The following is a 14,197-nucleotide window of genomic DNA, read 5'->3' as shown; positions in this document are numbered from 1 at the left end:
CCGCAGCATCGCGCTCATCCTCTCCCTGCCGTACCAACCGGTCGTAGGTCATTCGCTCAGCCCCGTTCACGCCAGCACCCCTTGCGCGATGCGCTTGCCGTCGCGGAACTCGTGGTAGTTGCCGATGTGGCATCGGTCGTTCTGAGCCTCGGCCACGTGCCCGAAGCCGGCGATCTGCCACCAAACCTGCCCCGCCGCGTTGACGGGCGCCGGCTTGCCGCCGGGGATTTCGTCGTCCCACTGGCCCGCGTTGAGCCATGTCGCCGGATGCGGGATGTACCGGCCGCTCTCTCGGCGGTCGAGGTGCGGTTTCTGCGCTGCCAGAGCGCCGAGGATCGTCGCCTGCAGGGCCTCGTCCGGCGCCAGCTTCGTCCACGCCTTGACCGCAGCCCGCCTGCCGACCTTGCGGGGATAGGCGGCGTAGAACGCGTCGAACCCCGGCACGCATTCGGTCGAGTCGTCCGAAGCTTTTCTCGCTCGCCTCCCCCCTTGGGGGGTATGGGGGGTATCTTCTTTATTCTGGGTAGTGGGTAGTGGGAAGTGGGGGTTGGTGTCTGGTGTCTGGGTAGCCGTGACAGGCGTTGCAGGTGCCGTTACCGCTCCCGCGACCTCGAACGTTCGAGGTGCCGTGACAGGCGTTGCAGTTCCCGTGGCCGGCAACGCATCCACCAACGACCGCAACTCTCTGATGCCGATGTTCCATGCGGCGTGCTGCCCTGCTGCGGTTAGCTTGGAAAAGAGGTCTGCGCGCTCCCTGCGGTGGCGCTCGGTCCGCGCTTCCTCATTGGCCTTCTTGGCGATCCGCTCAGGCTCACCAGCTCGATAGCGCGCGATCTCGTCGTCGCATCGATCCTGATGCCAACCGTCATCGCGCAGGACAAAAAATTCTGAGAGCACGGCCTCGACCGCAGCTTTTTCGTCTTTCGACTTGGCGACGATCAGGCGTTGCACCTTCTCGATCTCGGCCGGCAGCGGCTTCTCGCTCGCGTAGTACTTGCGCAGCAGCCGTGTGTAAACACCATCCTCCAGGATGCTCAGATGCTGCGTGGCCTCAGCGTAATCGCCGATGTGAAGCTCGAAGTAGTTCACTGGGAGAGCTCTCCCGCGACCTTCACCTGAAGCGACAGCTCCCGAGCGGCCTGCATGATCCAGCGGCAGACGGCGCCTGCCTGCTCGGGTGTCAAGACCACGGTGTCGAAGCCATCGCCCACCGCGTCTTCCGCGTATGGCGATTCCTGGCGGACAACGACCTCGCCATCCCGCGCAAATACTTCAATGTTGTGAGCTTTCATGTCTTGGCTGGCTCCGAGAAATGCGGGTTGTTCACTGGCTGGATGTGGTTGGCCGCGGCGATCAGCGCCACGCCCTCCCCTCGTGCTGCATGCAAAAGATGGCACTCGACCATGAGCGATGGATGTGCAAGTAGTAGATGAAGTGCGCGATGTAGATCACGCGGTTGACGGGGCGGCGCATCATTCCCACTCCAGCGTCCGGACGGTCTGCACAGCGCTCAGGTGCTGCTTCGCCATCAGCAGCAGCGCGTCAACGTAGTCCGGTGGAAAGCAGCGCATGTCTTGGCCGACGACGCGCAGGCCGGCATGAGCCATCACGAGCGCGAGCTTGTCCAGGTGATCGCTGAGCAGCCGCGAGACGGTGGACTCGCTCACGCCCATGGCTGCGGCGATAGCGGTCTGAGAGGCATCGCGCTGGGTCGCCTTGAGGATGCTCGACACGATCTTCCGGGCGCGATCTTCAGGAGGATCGACAGTCACCTTGCAACCTCCTGCAGAGGCATGCACGAGGTTCCGGCGCCGTGCAGCCGGATGCAGCTGGTGCAAGAACGTGCTGTCTGTCTTGCTGGTGCTTTCGGGTAGGCATGGCCAGACTTCATATCCATGAACACACGCCTCACCATGCCCACAGCAACCAATGACCCGGACTTCATCCACAACAGCACACGGACAACGCTGAGTACGAATGCCGACCCGACGGGATGTACACCAGCACGGGTGACGCTGCGCACCAGCAGACTTGTGATTCGCTGGCTTGATGGCGACGTCGATGTGAGGTTCGCGGCCCAGGACGCCGATGTCACACCGAGAGGCCGCGCAGCACCGCGCACGGACAAACGATGAACCGGGGACATCACCTTGCCGCCTTCTTGGATGTACGCCGCTTTGGCTTACGGAGCACTTCCCAGGGAACGTCCGGCCGCAGCACCTCGCACATCACGCCCGTCTCCCTCTCGATTGCTGGGCAGTGCTCTGCAGGTACTCGGCCTCGCCAGATCCAGTTGCTTGGAGTGCTGTTCGCAACGCCGATGCGGCGCGCCAACTGCCCGATCCCACCTGCAGCCAGCACTGCTTGCCAGAACCCTTGCATGAGAACTCCGTCCTTAAACACGATAGAAGCCAGAATGCTAACACGAACGCACTTAAAAGCTGTGGGAGAATTTCGTTCGTGAAGACAATCGCAGAACGAGTCAAAGCAGTCCGGCAGGAGCTGGGCTGGAGCCAGGTACAGCTGGCGGAAGAAGTGGGCGTGTCTCAGAGCTCGATCGGGAACATCGAATCTGGCTTCAGACAGCGCCCGCGGGAACTCGTGTCCATTGCCAAGGCGTTACGGGTATCGCCCGAGTGGCTAGAGACGGGTAAAGGGCCGCGGACTGAACGAGCTTCGCTCAAGCTCGTTGGAGCGGACGCTGAGCCGTCGGTGAGAGCGCTCGTTGAGTACTTGGCCAGCATCGCCGCTCAGCAGCGGCCTACGCTTCGAAAGAATTTGGCGAACCTGCTGGTTGAGCTGATCGAGCAGCCCGAGGACACGGCTCTCATCGAGCAGACCATCGCCGATATTGAGCGGTTCTATGGTACAGGCCAGCCGCCAAAATCTTGAAATGGCCACTGCACCTAGTGAAATGACCCCTGAGGAGCGCGAGATCCACGGCGCTGCGATTGCATGGGCGAAAGCGAATCGGACTCGGTTTTCTGCCGATTTCACAAGCGTTGAAAAATACCCGGGTGAAAAGAACCCGGTCGCGCTCTTCATGGCGGGGTCTCCCGGTGCGGGGAAAACAGAAGCGTCCAAAGCTCTCGTTGAGGAGGTTGGAGCCTTCCTTCGCATTGATCCGGACGACTTCCGGACCCATATCCCGGGTTACACGGGCCAGAACTCATGGCTCATGCAAGACGCCGTTTCGCTTTTGGTGGAACGGGTCCTCGACCGAGTGTTCAAGCAAAAGCAAAGCTTTCTCCTCGACGGGACGCTTTCCAGCCTCGGAGTGGCCGAACGGAACATCGAACGCTGCATTCAGCACGGCAGAGCCGTCCAGATCATCTACGTGTACCAAGAGCCTCACTTGGCGTGGAACTTCGTACAGGCCAGGGAGCACCAAGAAGCACGCCGCATCCCGCCGGAACGATTCGTGCATCAGTTTTTCGCATCCCGTGACGTAGTAGACGCGCTAAAGGTAAAGTTTGGGCCGGACATCAAGATTGATGTAATCTTGAAAGACATTGACGGAACTCACCGACGTTACTTCGCGAATGTGAGCTCCTTGAATCACGTTGCACCGCTGCAATATTCACGGGAAGAAGTCGAGAAAATCGTTTACTCCTAGAATTGAGGCCGCCATGTTCCACCTTTTCCGTCATCGCCCAGAACTCGTCGAAGAGACGTCGCTATCGCGTTTCGTCCGGGAAGCATCGTCCGCAGAGAAGAAGCGTATCTATGCGAACGTGATTTCCAAGGCGTCGGAAGAGCAGCGACTACTCATGGAATCCGTCGCAGCCATCAAGCGTGATCAAGAGGTCAAACGAAGCACTGGCAGACGCGCCGCCGCATAAACGTTAGTGGTTGCTAACAAAAAGCCCGCCGCGTGCGGGCTTTTTCATGGCTGTGATAGCCCTGATAATCGCCGCCGTGTCCTCGAAGCAAACCCCGAAGTCCTGCTCCTGCAAAGTCTGCCGGATGCTTCGCGGCGCGCCAGACACCCAGGTTCAGATGAAGCTTGAAGAGCGCGCGTTCCGCCACGAACAGAATCGTCGGGCGAAACGAGGCGAAGAGGATGTTTTGCCTGCTGGCGTCCGTGCTTACCAAGCTTAGCCGCGCTATTCCACGCAGTGCCGCACATGCAGCAGACGGTGTATTGGATCGCCAATATCAGGCCTTTACATCAATATCCATTACGCAATCCACAACGCATGGTCCATCTAAGGTATCTGTCCTTTTCCATCCTTGCGCTCAGTTTCGCGATCGCCGGCTGCTCGGGAATCTCAGTAAAACGAGGCTATGAAGGGCCCGAGCTCGGTGAGCATGAAGTCGCGACGCTCACCACTCCCGACCCGGACATCGGCTTTCGAATCGATCGCACCACCTTCAATCAGCGCCCGACAGCTCTGTTGAGTGCTGTGAACCACTTCGAAGTCGGGTCCAGAAATGTCGGTTACCCCACCACGACCAAGATTCTTCCTGGCCGCGCCTCCATCCGGGTTCGTTGCCTTCTTCCGACACCGCCGCACAGAGCTCAGGTGTTTGCTACCGTGTACACCTCAGCGGACATCACACTCAACCACGATTTTGCGGCAGGAGCGACGTACAACCTACGTTGTGAGCCGCTGCTCGCTGAGCGCGTGCGCGCTTGGGTTGAAAAGGTCCAGTAGTCGCCAGAGAAACTAGGGGATGCGCTTATCACCACCGCCCATCCAGAATGATCTGAGACACCTCCAGCCGCTGCGGCTCTGGCTCAAAACTGAACTGGATGGACACGTATTCGGCGCACTTTCCGAGCAGCGCCTCACCGCTCTGGCTGTAGAGGTCAGCGCACACCGTCAGCTCCAGTGGCGTAAAGAACGTCAGAGGCCATCTCGTGGTGTCCTGGATGTAGTCGAAGTGTCGCTTGGCCGCAAAAGCGATAGCTATTGCGGCAGCCTCCCCCCATCTCCGCCCGCGAAAGATCGGCGCGATCCAGGCCTGGCCTAGCTCGACCTCCAAATGGACTAAATCGTCCTCGCTGTCGAACGCCCTTGCCCACCACTTGAACGAGAACGAGACGAACCCCACCGCGGGGCCTCCAGCTTGCTCAGTGACGATCGCCATCAACTCGCTGGTCAAAAAGGCACTCTCAGCGGAACGAACCGATTGGACCCTCCCGTCGCGAGCCGAGTACATCTCGAGATTGGTCCCGAGTGCTCGCTGATTTGCCGGCCGTAACGGCGATGCACTGAGGCGGCTTACGCCCTCTTCCACTTCATGGGTCTTGTCGAGAGCATGCAGCTTCCGAAGTTGGCTGCACCAGGTGCGAAGCTGGGCACAGGGACGTGTGACGATGTAGACCACTCCTTCAGCTTCCTCGATCGGCTCGTCGTCGTCCCAAGCTACGGGAGTCACCGCATCAGGGTAGACCGGGGCGATCGGCTTGGTCAGCCGCAAGAACAGAGGGTGGCGTCGGCCGCGAAGTTGAGGCATGCGCTCTTGTAGCGCGGAACCTCGGAAAGCTTGAACACGGGCTTTTCGCTCGTGATTGAAGTCCTCTCTGCAGGTGCAATGGCTCGCATGTAGAAGTTACGATTCCAAGATGGCAACCGGAACCTCCAAATGACAACTGCCCCACAATCTGCGCCCGTCGATCACCTCAACAGGGGCGGTTTCCTCACCGCACTAGAAAAAAACATCGAGGTGCTTGCGAAGGTTCCATCTGACAGGCTTGCCACGCCCCGAGTGATCGCAGTTGACGCTAAATGGGGAAATGGGAAAACGTGGATTGCTTCAGAACTGCGGAGACGGCTGGGCGACTCCAAAGGTGCTGGGTGCGTAGTCTCCATCGACGTATTCCGGTACGACCATCACGACGACCCATTCTCCGTTATCGCCTCGGCGATATACGAAGCAATTAAGCCATCCGGAGTTGCCAAGAAGAAGTTCTTGGGCGCGGCAGGGGCCGTACTAAAGAGCGCCGCCCCAATCGCCGCCAAGGCCGCTCTGACGCTCGGCGCAAGGGCAATAGGCTTATCGGCGGATGATCAAACCGAGTTGGTTAAAGGCGTGGTTGAAGGAGTGAAGGATAGCGCCGCCTCGCTCTCTGAAAAAGCGGTCCAACGCCTTTTCGAATCATATTCGGCCACGGAAAGAATCCAGAACGACTTCATGGAAGTGCTTAGTCAGCTTACAGAGGAGCTGTCGCATCCCTTAGTGGTGATCATCGATGAGCTCGACAGATGCAGACCCTCGTTCGCCCTGGAAGTACTTGAACGGATCAAGCACTTGTTCGGAGCAGAAAATGTGGTGTTCGTGTTGTTCTGGAACTCACACTCAATCCACGAGTCAATTCGCCACACGTATGGCCAAGGAACGGACGCAGGCGACTATCTCGCGAAGTTCGTCGCCTTCAACGTACCGCTTGAACTGGAGGTCCCGAGAGGTAGTCAAGTCGGTCGAAGATTTGAAAATTTTGTCAGAGCGATGGCAGAGATGCACTTGCCAAGCGCGGTGGACAGCCACGATCTGCGACGATCGATGGCGGAAGCATGTGAGGTTTTGAACCCAAGCTTGCGACACGTTCAAAAAGCGATTCAGCTGGCCGGCCAGATCAACCTAATGAGTTTTGACCAGTGGCCAAGTACGTCCGCATACCTTTTGCTTTTGAAAACGATTGACGAAGCACGCTTCGCGAGACTGGCCAACCTGGATTCAGTTGCGGCTTCATCTGAAGCTCTCCTGTTCGAGGCCCTCTTCGCACAGGCGGATCGGCACAACTTAACCCAGCTGCATTCAATCCTCATCTATATAGCTGATCAACCCCGTTTCGACGAGATGACCAGGGCTGTCAATAACCGCTCCATCGGCCCCGATACGATGACGGACAAGGATAAGCACGTCCTAGCTGAGACCAACATTGGCAAGCTGATCCCCGAATTTCAACGCCAAGCGTTGAGACTATCTCGCCCCTTAACAAGGGGGCAGCAAGCCTGAGGCCGAGGATCGGTCGGTCCATTGGTCACAGAGCTTTTTCGACAGTTCGTTCGAGACCGCCTTAAAAGTCGCGCTTCTTCCGCGCTGGTGGCAATATCACGGGTGTGACAAATTACTCCGAGGAACCTCCGGAAAGCGCCCAAATCCTGTGCCGTCCAGCATCCTCAAGCACGTCGCGAGGTGAACTATGAGGATTCCGACTAAGGCAATGTTTGAGGAATGGGACAAGGTCGCCGAGACGGGCACGGATCGAGACCGAATACGGGAGCTCGAAGACTTGGTCGCAGAAAACATTAATGACTTAGAAACTGTTGCCCCTCAGGTCGTCGATGCATTCCTCGGATTTCGTGACGAGTACTGGCAGCGTCTCTCCGAAACCGCCTTGTATTTATGGCTCAGAGCGCAGCCTGGCTTTCAGAGAGCGATCTCTCTTACGAAACCACGTCGAGCAACGGGCCGATCTAGCCTCCAAGAGTTTCGAAAATTCTGGATAGAACGATTCACGGACGGCACGAGAGATCCAATCCTAGAAGTGACTGTCTTCTTCCGACATGTCGTGCGCAACACATGGGATGAACGGCTCGTCGAGGCGCTTCAACGTTACCTATTTCAAGATCACGAATCACTCTTCAGGGCGAAGCGCGACATCGTTGAGAACTGCAGAAAGGCCAAGGCCGCGATCCAAGCCGTTGCACCATTGTTTGGCAAACGCACTGAGCTGCCAATCGCAAACTGGATCATTGTCAGTCAACGCGAACTCGACAGGGCGCTACTGCTTTATGGGTCGGCAACCGTACGCAACAGCAAGCACAAGGCTGAGCACGCGTTTGTTGAAGACATGTGGCGCATCAACATCTTCTTCTTCCGCACAGCAAAGCCTGCCGTTATCGCTGAGTTGATGACCCTGCCGTGCTTCGAGCATCAATTTGACCTACGCCACATGTCCAAGCTCTGCAGCGCCCTAAACAAGGCAAAAAGCGGGCGTTTGAAGGTATAAATTGCCATGGCGAATGATCCACCCAGGGCAATGAGTTCAACCGTGGCGAATACTACCCAGCCAACTTGCCACTTTTGGCGCTGCTACGCGCCACGGATGAAACCACACTACCGTCGTCCCGCAGCGTCCATGCGGTTCTATGGAGTGAGCTATGAACAGTTTTTTGGGGGAGTCGCATCTCTTCCGAAATTTGGTGGCATGCAGTGAAAGTAGCGCAAAGCTAAAGATCGATCTGCTTTATGGCGGCGGCGGAAGCGGAAGCCGCCAAGCGCCGAGGCGCGTCTCGTTCCCACAGGAACGTCGAGCAGGAGGTAGCTTGATGCGCCTAGGGCCTCGGCTTGCGGGCGTTCGGACTGCGCACTGGCCCGCGGTTGGTTTGCTTCGGCGGAATGGGCTCGCTCTCTCTGGAGAGCACTTGCTTGTAGTAGTCCAACGCATCAATCCGGAGATCTCGCGACCGCACAAGTCGGCTCTCGCCGGAAACTGGCTCAGGCAACAACTTCACTTTGCCGGCGAGTGCTTTGCGCCGAGAGCGCTGCCCATGAGTTGCGCGAATCAGTCGGACCAGTTTCTCTTTGTCTTCTGGCATGAATGGCAACTCTTTCTCGCTGTAAACCGACAGTGCGTTGTCCAAGATTTCGGCAATCGCTTCGGGCACCGTCACACCGTGGAAGTAGGCGTACGCGGCTATTCGATCTGCGATTTCAGCATCGACATGGAATGCAAGCCCCTTTCCTTCGGCAGTTGGATACTCGTCCATCTCCCCATCGCCGCGCTCAAGCCACTCAAGACTGACCGCCAACGCCTGCGCCAAGCGAGCAAGCGCGAGTTTCCTCGGCGTTGCCCTTCCAGTCTCGTATCGGCTCAACTGGGTCGCCGCGATTCCGCTTTCGCGCGCCAGATCGCCCTGCGACGCGCCTCGTGCAGACCTCGCCATGGTGATTCGCTCGCCAACGGTAGTGATCAAAGTACTAAAGCCAAGAAAGTAGTTGCACAAAGCCTATTTTCGGCTACCATTCAGTTCATGTACTAAAGTACTTTTATATTTGTACTATGACCAATCTCAAGACCAAGCAGAAGCCGCCGGTTTCCCTCCGCCTTCCTGACTCACTGCAGGACTTTCTCACTGCTGAGGCTGGCAAAGGTTGGCGAAGCTTGAGCCGCGAAATCGTGATGCGCCTCGAAAAATCGCGTGAGCAACAACTTATCGCCGCGCCCAACAGCAGTGTCAAGTAACGCGCGCGCTTGCGCAGCTTCCCGATCTCAATCAACTCAATGCAGCGACGACTAAAGGACAGCAATGAGCAACATCGTTCCCTACAGCTTCGAAGGCGCAAACATCAGGGCGCTCGAGATCCACGGCGAGCCCTACTTTGTCGGCAAAGACGTGACGGAGGCGCTCGGTTACGTCGATGCCACCACCGCAGTCCGGTCTCATTGCCGCGGGGTGCAAAAGCTGCACCCCATCACCGACGCTATGGGTCGGATGCAGGACACCCGCATCCTTTCCGAGCCCGACGTGCTGCGCCTCATCGTGAGTAGCACTCTCCCAGCGGCCGAACGCTTCGAGCGCTGGGTGTTCGAAGAAGTGCTCCCGTCGATCCGCAAAACGGGCAGTTACTCGTCGCCGAAAGCTGCACCCTCTCCCGTTCGACTGGCCTACGACGCCGCCAAAGCCTTCCCGCCGCTCTTCCGCGTGGCCCGCCTGCTCGGTTGCGACAAAAACGCTGCGGCGATCAGCGCCAATCAAATGGTGCGCAAGCTCACCGACGTGAACCTGCTCGAAGGTCTGGGCCAGGTGCATCTCGAAGCCGAGAAGCAGGACACTCAGTTCTTCACGCCCACCGAACTCGGCAAACGCATCGGCACTAGCGCGCGCGGTGTGAATCTGCTGTTGGCCGAAGCCGGCATGCAGTTCAAGCGCGGCGATGTGTGGGAAGTGACCGATGCCGGCCGCGAATTCGCCCGCATCCTGGACACCGGCAAGAAGCATGGGAGCGGCGTCCCGATTCAGCAGGTGAAGTGGAGCCCCAATGTGCTGCCCTTGCTCGGCAGCGAAAAGGAGGCCGCGTGAACTCGCTCGAAAAAAATACTCGATTCGCACCTAGCGCGATTCGAACGAGGACTGCTACCGTAATAGCAGACCTCAAAAAAGGCGAAACCGGAATGCGCTTGGACCCGCATCCGGCTTCTGTGACCCGAAACCCCTCTGACAAGGAAACGAATCATGCCCAATGATGCCACGCTCCCGCAGGCAGGCGCAACCGAGCCCCCTGCCCCGCCCCGGATGGGGGTGATCACTGGCGAGCCCATGCCCGAACCCCGGATCACGTTTGACTCGTCGGCGTACGACACGCTCACGATGCGCACAACCGAGATCCAGGCGCTCGCCTCGTGCGTTGTCTGCTTGGCCGCCGTCGAGAAATCGGCGGAGGGCACTTTCAACGGCTATGTGCTGACCGGCGACGCGCTCCCGCTGCTCGGCGGTGTGATCATGCGACTCGCCCGAGAAGCAGAAACTGCCAGCCATTGCCTCTGGAACCAATACCAGCAAGCCAGTGCAATCGCCAACGGTCGTGGGGTGCAGCAATGAACGCCGTCATCGACAAGCCTGCTTCCTCAGTTCGCAAATTGGCCAGTGCGCCAATCGAGAACAAGATTTCTGCCCCTGTCGCCGCAGATTCGATGGCATCTCTGCTCGAAGCGGAACGCAAATGGTGTTCCGCTAAGCACCTGCTCAGCGCTTGTCTCGACACGTACACCGAGAACATCAACTACGCGGCCGACTCCTTGATCGAAGTGGCGTACCAGTTGCTCCAGTCAGCCACGGAAAACGGCGACTATCAAAAAGCCGACGAGGCCCATTCGGAAATGTGGCGCGCCGCGGCGGTGATCCAGTACCGCATGTGCGACAACGAATGCGGCGCTGAAGAAATGTTTGCCCTCGAAGGCATTCACCATCTCATGACCGAGGCGATGGATCTGGTCACGAAAGCACTCTCGCAGGCCGCCGAAGGGGGAGACGCATGAACGCCGTTCTCAACAAGCCCCGCGCCTCTAGGAGCACGAGTAGCAAGAAGTGGCAAGTCGCTCCCACGATCGAGACGCCGGAATCCGTGTGCGCCACCATCATGCAAGGGCTGGAAGAGGCATCCAAGATGCTCGATTCCGCCCGGGAAATCGGCGACACGGGAGATTTCGGCGAGCGCGCGATGCGGATTGCTCACGAGTTGATCGACGCAACCATCGTGAAGCTTTCGCCAACCGACGATGCGATGTTCCGTGCTCAGGATGAGCTGTACGACGCGCAGGGCGTATTGACCGGCGTAGCGGCCATGCACGAGGGCGACGGGCGCGGCTTGCTCTGTGAGTCCATCCTCGCTCAGTTGGAAGCTCTCGTGTCGGACATGGGTCGAGTGCAATTCTGGCCAAAAGACGACGCCCCTCCCGCAGAACAGGCCTCATTCCCGGGTGCGGAGTGGAGCGACCTCCTGATCGAAGACATCAGGTCCATGATTTCAGAATCCGTCGCAGTAATGCGCGCCTGTGCAGAGCGCGAACGCAGCAACCTCGTCTACGGCGCCATTTATGCGGCAGAGCGGGCTTTTGACGTGCTGGGTGCAGGCATGGACGCCAAATCGATCGACGAGTGCGAAAAGGCGAGTGCCCCGCTTGGTGTCGCCGCGGATGTGCTTCTTGCAGCGCTCGATTCGGAGAGCGATTGGACCCTGTACGCAGCATTGCGCCTGCTCAACTTGGCCCAAAGCAATCTCGACGATGAGATTGAGCGAAGCGTCAAACTTGCCAACGCGGGGGTGAAGTGATGTTCGCAAAATCTATTCCGGGCGTCGAGTTCGACGCAGGCGTGAGCGGCGACCGGTACAGCGGCAGCATCGAGGCCTTGATCGCGGCCGGCATCATCACCGCGGAGCACCTCCCCGCCGCCACCTCGGTGACTTTCTTCAACGGCGTGCAAGTCGATGGCCGAAAGGTCAAGGGCATGCAGGACGAGCGCTGGATGCAGGTTCGGTGCGTGGGCCGCAGCCTGCGGGTTACGAAGGGGATTACTCGCGAAGAGCGCGCCCGCCGCGAGCAGGCACGGCAACAAGAGGTGGAAGAGCTGGCACGCACCACGCCGAAGAAAGACCCGGGAATCGACAGCGCGCGGCTGATGGACTACACGGCCAGCGCGGTGCTGCCAGTCGGTACGGCAGTCTTTGCCTATGGGGAAGGCGCAACCATCGTGGGCGAATACAAGCTTCGCAGGGTCTACACGAAAGACGGTCAGTACGCTGACGGAGAGCGGCGCCTGGACTACATCCCCGGCTACACGTGCCGCCTTGATGAGGATGGCGCGGAGTTTTTCTATCCTGCGCATGCGGTGCGGGCGAAGTCGGGCGCAATCGGCCATTTGCGCCTGGTGTCCGGTGCCGGCCAGCGGCGTGAGATCGGCTTCTCCATTCGGAGCCTCGCATGACCAAGATCTACACCGATCGGTCATGCCGGCCCAACCCGGGCGCCCCTGGCGGCGTGATCGACGCCGACTGGCTGGCCTCCAAGGTCATGGAGAACCTCGATCAGGAGGCGCCGGAGTTCTGGGCTCATCATCCCGTCACGGATCGCGGAAACCTTCGCAACATCATCGTGCGGGTCGTCATGGCCCAGGGTACAAAGCGATGAGCCGCCGGCTCCGCGAGGGGTGCTCATGAGATGCGCCGCCTGCACCAGCGAAGAGGTCCGGGTCATGACGACCCGGCACACTGACTCCAAGGTGATGCGGCTGCGCTGCTGCAGCGCCTGTGGCCACCGATGGACGACCGTTGAGGTGGACGCGCAGAATCTGTCCCGCATGGAATCGACCGTCAAGGCGTTCCGGGCGTTCGCAACGCTCAGTCGGGAAATAGAAGATGCCGCGCCCTCGCACAGTTAACCGGAAGATCCCCGACCTGCCGCGCGGCATGCGCAAGGTCGGGGCAGTCTGGTACTGGAGGGGCACCGACAGCTTGACGAAGGAAATCGAGGCCAAGCTCAGGGAAGCCGGCCTGCGGATGCGCTGTGGCACCACGCCCGTTCAGGCCAGGGTCTGGTGGGAGAAGCATGTCTCCCCCGCCTTGGTAGCGGCTGTTCCGGACGACGACGTCGTGGGCACCGTCGAGGAGGTGATCCGCAAGTACGAGGCCGACGAGCTCCCGACGATCAAGCGCGACGCCACCAGGAAAGAGTACGAAGGCCGAATACGCCGGCTGCGGCTGAAATTCAAAGCGAAGCGCTACGCCAAGACAGAGGTGCAGGCGATGCTGCCGGGCTACCTGAGCGCCGTCGTCATCACGCAGCACTTGCACGAGAACCGCGACCGCGCCGCGTCAGCGAACAAGGACATCCAGCTCTTGTCTCGCATGTTCCGCCTGGCGCGGGTGCGGTGGGGCCTGACGACCTTCAACCCCTGCGACGGCATCGAGTACCTGCCGGAGACTCCCCGCGACCAGTACGTGAGCGACGAGCGCTATGCCGAGATCTACGGCGTCGCGAGCCCAGTTCTGCAGTGCATGCTCGAGATCAGCACCCAGACGGGCGCCAGGGAAGGAATGATCTTTGACATCCGGATCGGTGATTTCAACGAAGCGCAGATCGAACTGCGCGTGACGAAGAAGCGCAACGACAAGGGCTACATCACCAAGGCATACAGCATGACGCCGGACCTCTGGCAAGCGCTGACCCGCGCGCTTGAACTGCGCAAGAAAAACCGGGGCGGTGCGGCCAGCCTGCCCAGCGACTACCTGTTCATCACAAAACAAGGCAAGCCCTACGGCAAAGAAGCGTTCAAGACGCTCTGGGGCGCCGTGCGGAAGAAGCTGGGACTGCAGCCGCGGGAAATCACCTTCCACGACATGCGCGCGAAAGCGGCGTCGGATTCCGACTCGGACGTGTCGGCTCAGGAACTGTTGCACCACGAGGACGTAAAGGTCACGAAGCGCGTGTACCGCCGAAAGATTCCAACCGGCACCCCCTTGCCGTCGGCAATTGGGGGGCGTGGAAACAGCTGAAAGTGCTCGGGTTTGTCAGGAACCTACGAGTTTGTCAAAAACAAAGAAAAACGGGTCAGAGCTTGTGGCCCTAACCCGTTGATCTATCTAGCAATTTTGGTCGGTGTGAAAGGATTCGAACCTTCGACCCCTTGCACCCCATGCAAGTGCGCTACCAGGCTGCGCCACACACCGAAGCTCTCAATTATAG

23 protein-coding genes and 1 tRNA gene are annotated in these 14,197 nt (G+C 59.2%); 16 read left to right on the top strand and 8 right to left on the bottom strand.

The genetic code is table 11. From position 1 onward, the window contains the following. Positions 1–66 precede the first annotated feature (66 nt). The 4 genes from ABIC94_RS10590 to ABIC94_RS10575 form a co-directional block, all read right to left on the bottom strand. Positions 67–1,089 (bottom strand): YdaU family protein, encoded by a 1,023-nt coding sequence (locus ABIC94_RS10590; RefSeq protein WP_354372966.1) that lies wholly within the window; start codon positions 1,087–1,089, stop codon positions 67–69. After that, the gene (locus ABIC94_RS10585) at positions 1,086–1,292 is read right to left on the bottom strand and encodes a hypothetical protein (RefSeq protein WP_354372965.1); all 207 of its coding nucleotides are present in this window, start codon (positions 1,290–1,292) and stop codon (positions 1,086–1,088) included. The genes ABIC94_RS10590 and ABIC94_RS10585 overlap by 4 nt, the downstream gene beginning before the upstream one ends. A gap of 61 nt (positions 1,293–1,353) precedes the next feature. Beyond that, the gene (locus ABIC94_RS10580) at positions 1,354–1,476 is read right to left on the bottom strand and encodes a hypothetical protein (RefSeq protein ID WP_354372964.1); all 123 of its coding nucleotides are present in this window, start codon (positions 1,474–1,476) and stop codon (positions 1,354–1,356) included. After that, a complete protein-coding gene (locus ABIC94_RS10575) occupies positions 1,473–1,772 on the bottom strand; it encodes a helix-turn-helix domain-containing protein (RefSeq protein WP_354372963.1) in 300 nt (99 codons plus the stop codon). Before ABIC94_RS10575 ends, ABIC94_RS10580 begins: the two co-directional genes overlap by 4 nt. Before the next feature lie 123 nt (positions 1,773–1,895). Between ABIC94_RS10575 and ABIC94_RS10570 the strand changes: the two genes are divergently transcribed. Then, a complete protein-coding gene (locus ABIC94_RS10570) occupies positions 1,896–2,135 on the top strand; it encodes a hypothetical protein (RefSeq protein WP_354372962.1) in 240 nt (79 codons plus the stop codon). 10 nt (positions 2,136–2,145) lie between these two features. Here the strand turns inward: ABIC94_RS10570 and ABIC94_RS10565 are convergent, their stop codons facing one another. Then, the gene (locus tag ABIC94_RS10565) at positions 2,146–2,382 is read right to left on the bottom strand and encodes a YdaS family helix-turn-helix protein (protein WP_354372961.1); all 237 of its coding nucleotides are present in this window, start codon (positions 2,380–2,382) and stop codon (positions 2,146–2,148) included. A 78-nt stretch (positions 2,383–2,460) separates the two neighbouring features. On the opposite strand from ABIC94_RS10565, the gene ABIC94_RS10560 reads away from it, so the two are divergent. The 4 genes from ABIC94_RS10560 (at position 2,461) to ABIC94_RS10545 (ending at position 4,658) form a co-directional block, all read left to right on the top strand. Further along, positions 2,461–2,892 (top strand): helix-turn-helix domain-containing protein, encoded by a 432-nt coding sequence (locus ABIC94_RS10560; protein WP_354372960.1) that lies wholly within the window; start codon positions 2,461–2,463, stop codon positions 2,890–2,892. A 1-nt stretch (position 2,893) separates the two neighbouring features. Continuing rightward, on the top strand, positions 2,894–3,616 hold the full coding sequence (locus ABIC94_RS10555; protein ID WP_354372959.1) for a zeta toxin family protein: 723 nt from the start codon (positions 2,894–2,896) through the stop codon (positions 3,614–3,616). Between the two features lie 13 nt (positions 3,617–3,629). Continuing rightward, positions 3,630–3,842, top strand: a complete 213-nt coding sequence (locus tag ABIC94_RS10550) for a hypothetical protein (RefSeq protein ID WP_354372958.1) — start codon at positions 3,630–3,632, stop codon at positions 3,840–3,842. Between the two features lie 285 nt (positions 3,843–4,127). Next, positions 4,128–4,658: a hypothetical protein gene (locus tag ABIC94_RS10545; RefSeq protein WP_354372957.1), complete on the top strand. Its 531-nt coding sequence runs from the start codon at positions 4,128–4,130 to the stop codon at positions 4,656–4,658. A gap of 28 nt (positions 4,659–4,686) precedes the next feature. Here ABIC94_RS10545 and ABIC94_RS10540 read toward each other — a convergent pair whose 3' ends face one another. After that, complete coding sequence (locus ABIC94_RS10540; RefSeq protein ID WP_354372956.1) at positions 4,687–5,463, bottom strand: hypothetical protein; 777 nt, start codon at positions 5,461–5,463, stop codon at positions 4,687–4,689. Between the two features lie 129 nt (positions 5,464–5,592). Between ABIC94_RS10540 and ABIC94_RS10535 the strand changes: the two genes are divergently transcribed. Both ABIC94_RS10535 and ABIC94_RS10530 read left to right on the top strand, forming a co-directional pair. Continuing rightward, positions 5,593–6,966: a KAP family P-loop NTPase fold protein gene (locus ABIC94_RS10535; RefSeq protein ID WP_354372955.1), complete on the top strand. Its 1,374-nt coding sequence runs from the start codon at positions 5,593–5,595 to the stop codon at positions 6,964–6,966. 277 nt (positions 6,967–7,243) lie between these two features. Then, positions 7,244–7,963 carry a hypothetical protein gene (locus tag ABIC94_RS10530; protein ID WP_354372954.1) on the top strand — a complete coding sequence of 240 codons (720 nt, stop codon included), beginning with the start codon at positions 7,244–7,246 and terminating at the stop codon, positions 7,961–7,963. 325 nt (positions 7,964–8,288) lie between these two features. Here ABIC94_RS10530 and ABIC94_RS10525 read toward each other — a convergent pair whose 3' ends face one another. Then, positions 8,289–8,960: a helix-turn-helix domain-containing protein gene (locus tag ABIC94_RS10525; protein WP_354372953.1), complete on the bottom strand. Its 672-nt coding sequence runs from the start codon at positions 8,958–8,960 to the stop codon at positions 8,289–8,291. Between the two features lie 56 nt (positions 8,961–9,016). On the opposite strand from ABIC94_RS10525, the gene ABIC94_RS10520 reads away from it, so the two are divergent. The 9 genes from ABIC94_RS10520 to ABIC94_RS10485 all read left to right on the top strand — a co-directional run bounded on the left by ABIC94_RS10520 (position 9,017) and on the right by ABIC94_RS10485 (position 14,007). Next, positions 9,017–9,199, top strand: a complete 183-nt coding sequence (locus ABIC94_RS10520) for a hypothetical protein (RefSeq protein WP_354372952.1) — start codon at positions 9,017–9,019, stop codon at positions 9,197–9,199. Positions 9,200–9,263: 64 nt separating this feature from the next. Further along, the gene (locus tag ABIC94_RS10515; protein WP_354372951.1) at positions 9,264–10,037 is read left to right on the top strand and encodes a BRO-N domain-containing protein; all 774 of its coding nucleotides are present in this window, start codon (positions 9,264–9,266) and stop codon (positions 10,035–10,037) included. A 153-nt stretch (positions 10,038–10,190) separates the two neighbouring features. Beyond that, a complete protein-coding gene (locus tag ABIC94_RS10510; protein WP_354372950.1) occupies positions 10,191–10,556 on the top strand; it encodes a hypothetical protein in 366 nt (121 codons plus the stop codon). Continuing rightward, positions 10,553–10,993 carry a hypothetical protein gene (locus ABIC94_RS10505; protein ID WP_354372949.1) on the top strand — a complete coding sequence of 147 codons (441 nt, stop codon included), beginning with the start codon at positions 10,553–10,555 and terminating at the stop codon, positions 10,991–10,993. Before ABIC94_RS10510 ends, ABIC94_RS10505 begins: the two co-directional genes overlap by 4 nt. Next, on the top strand, positions 10,990–11,787 hold the full coding sequence (locus ABIC94_RS10500) for a hypothetical protein (RefSeq protein ID WP_354372948.1): 798 nt from the start codon (positions 10,990–10,992) through the stop codon (positions 11,785–11,787). The genes ABIC94_RS10505 and ABIC94_RS10500 overlap by 4 nt, the downstream gene beginning before the upstream one ends. Further along, positions 11,784–12,440 (top strand): hypothetical protein, encoded by a 657-nt coding sequence (locus ABIC94_RS10495; RefSeq protein WP_354372947.1) that lies wholly within the window; start codon positions 11,784–11,786, stop codon positions 12,438–12,440. Before ABIC94_RS10500 ends, ABIC94_RS10495 begins: the two co-directional genes overlap by 4 nt. Beyond that, entirely contained in the window at positions 12,437–12,643 is a 207-nt protein-coding gene (locus ABIC94_RS10490) for a hypothetical protein (RefSeq protein ID WP_354372946.1), read from the top strand. Before ABIC94_RS10495 ends, ABIC94_RS10490 begins: the two co-directional genes overlap by 4 nt. A 25-nt stretch (positions 12,644–12,668) precedes the next feature. Beyond that, positions 12,669–12,893, top strand: a complete 225-nt coding sequence (locus ABIC94_RS27360; RefSeq protein WP_436317981.1) for an NrdR family transcriptional regulator — start codon at positions 12,669–12,671, stop codon at positions 12,891–12,893. Continuing rightward, positions 12,871–14,007 carry a site-specific integrase gene (locus ABIC94_RS10485; RefSeq protein WP_354372945.1) on the top strand — a complete coding sequence of 379 codons (1,137 nt, stop codon included), beginning with the start codon at positions 12,871–12,873 and terminating at the stop codon, positions 14,005–14,007. Before ABIC94_RS27360 ends, ABIC94_RS10485 begins: the two co-directional genes overlap by 23 nt. Before the next feature lie 97 nt (positions 14,008–14,104). Here ABIC94_RS10485 and ABIC94_RS10480 read toward each other — a convergent pair. Continuing rightward, a tRNA-Pro gene (locus tag ABIC94_RS10480) sits at positions 14,105–14,181 on the bottom strand. Positions 14,182–14,197 lie beyond the last annotated feature (16 nt).

This window comes from Variovorax paradoxus (genome assembly GCF_040544635.1).
Classification (GTDB): domain Bacteria; phylum Pseudomonadota; class Gammaproteobacteria; order Burkholderiales; family Burkholderiaceae_C; genus Variovorax; species Variovorax paradoxus_R.
This window is presented reverse-complemented; position numbering and strand designations above follow the sequence as displayed.

What these genes read in the sequence shown, in the direction of transcription:
- ABIC94_RS10540 (WP_354372956.1), bottom strand. Translation starts at nt 5,463, where the DNA reads ATGCCTCAACTTCGCGGCCGACGCCACCCTCTGTTCTTGCGGCTGACC.
- ABIC94_RS10490 (WP_354372946.1), top strand. Translation starts at nt 12,437, where the DNA reads ATGACCAAGATCTACACCGATCGGTCATGCCGGCCCAACCCGGGCGCC.
- ABIC94_RS10515 (WP_354372951.1), top strand. Translation starts at nt 9,264, where the DNA reads ATGAGCAACATCGTTCCCTACAGCTTCGAAGGCGCAAACATCAGGGCG.
- ABIC94_RS10485 (WP_354372945.1), top strand. Translation starts at nt 12,871, where the DNA reads ATGCCGCGCCCTCGCACAGTTAACCGGAAGATCCCCGACCTGCCGCGC.
- ABIC94_RS27360 (WP_436317981.1), top strand. Translation starts at nt 12,669, where the DNA reads ATGAGATGCGCCGCCTGCACCAGCGAAGAGGTCCGGGTCATGACGACC.
- ABIC94_RS10505 (WP_354372949.1), top strand. Translation starts at nt 10,553, where the DNA reads ATGAACGCCGTCATCGACAAGCCTGCTTCCTCAGTTCGCAAATTGGCC.
- ABIC94_RS10550 (WP_354372958.1), top strand. Translation starts at nt 3,630, where the DNA reads ATGTTCCACCTTTTCCGTCATCGCCCAGAACTCGTCGAAGAGACGTCG.
- ABIC94_RS10510 (WP_354372950.1), top strand. Translation starts at nt 10,191, where the DNA reads ATGCCCAATGATGCCACGCTCCCGCAGGCAGGCGCAACCGAGCCCCCT.
- ABIC94_RS10580 (WP_354372964.1), bottom strand. Translation starts at nt 1,476, where the DNA reads ATGATGCGCCGCCCCGTCAACCGCGTGATCTACATCGCGCACTTCATC.
- ABIC94_RS10555 (WP_354372959.1), top strand. Translation starts at nt 2,894, where the DNA reads ATGGCCACTGCACCTAGTGAAATGACCCCTGAGGAGCGCGAGATCCAC.
- ABIC94_RS10545 (WP_354372957.1), top strand. Translation starts at nt 4,128, where the DNA reads ATGCAGCAGACGGTGTATTGGATCGCCAATATCAGGCCTTTACATCAA.
- ABIC94_RS10565 (WP_354372961.1), bottom strand. Translation starts at nt 2,382, where the DNA reads ATGCAAGGGTTCTGGCAAGCAGTGCTGGCTGCAGGTGGGATCGGGCAG.
- ABIC94_RS10535 (WP_354372955.1), top strand. Translation starts at nt 5,593, where the DNA reads ATGACAACTGCCCCACAATCTGCGCCCGTCGATCACCTCAACAGGGGC.
- ABIC94_RS10500 (WP_354372948.1), top strand. Translation starts at nt 10,990, where the DNA reads ATGAACGCCGTTCTCAACAAGCCCCGCGCCTCTAGGAGCACGAGTAGC.
- ABIC94_RS10520 (WP_354372952.1), top strand. Translation starts at nt 9,017, where the DNA reads ATGACCAATCTCAAGACCAAGCAGAAGCCGCCGGTTTCCCTCCGCCTT.
- ABIC94_RS10570 (WP_354372962.1), top strand. Translation starts at nt 1,896, where the DNA reads ATGAACACACGCCTCACCATGCCCACAGCAACCAATGACCCGGACTTC.
- ABIC94_RS10585 (WP_354372965.1), bottom strand. Translation starts at nt 1,292, where the DNA reads ATGAAAGCTCACAACATTGAAGTATTTGCGCGGGATGGCGAGGTCGTT.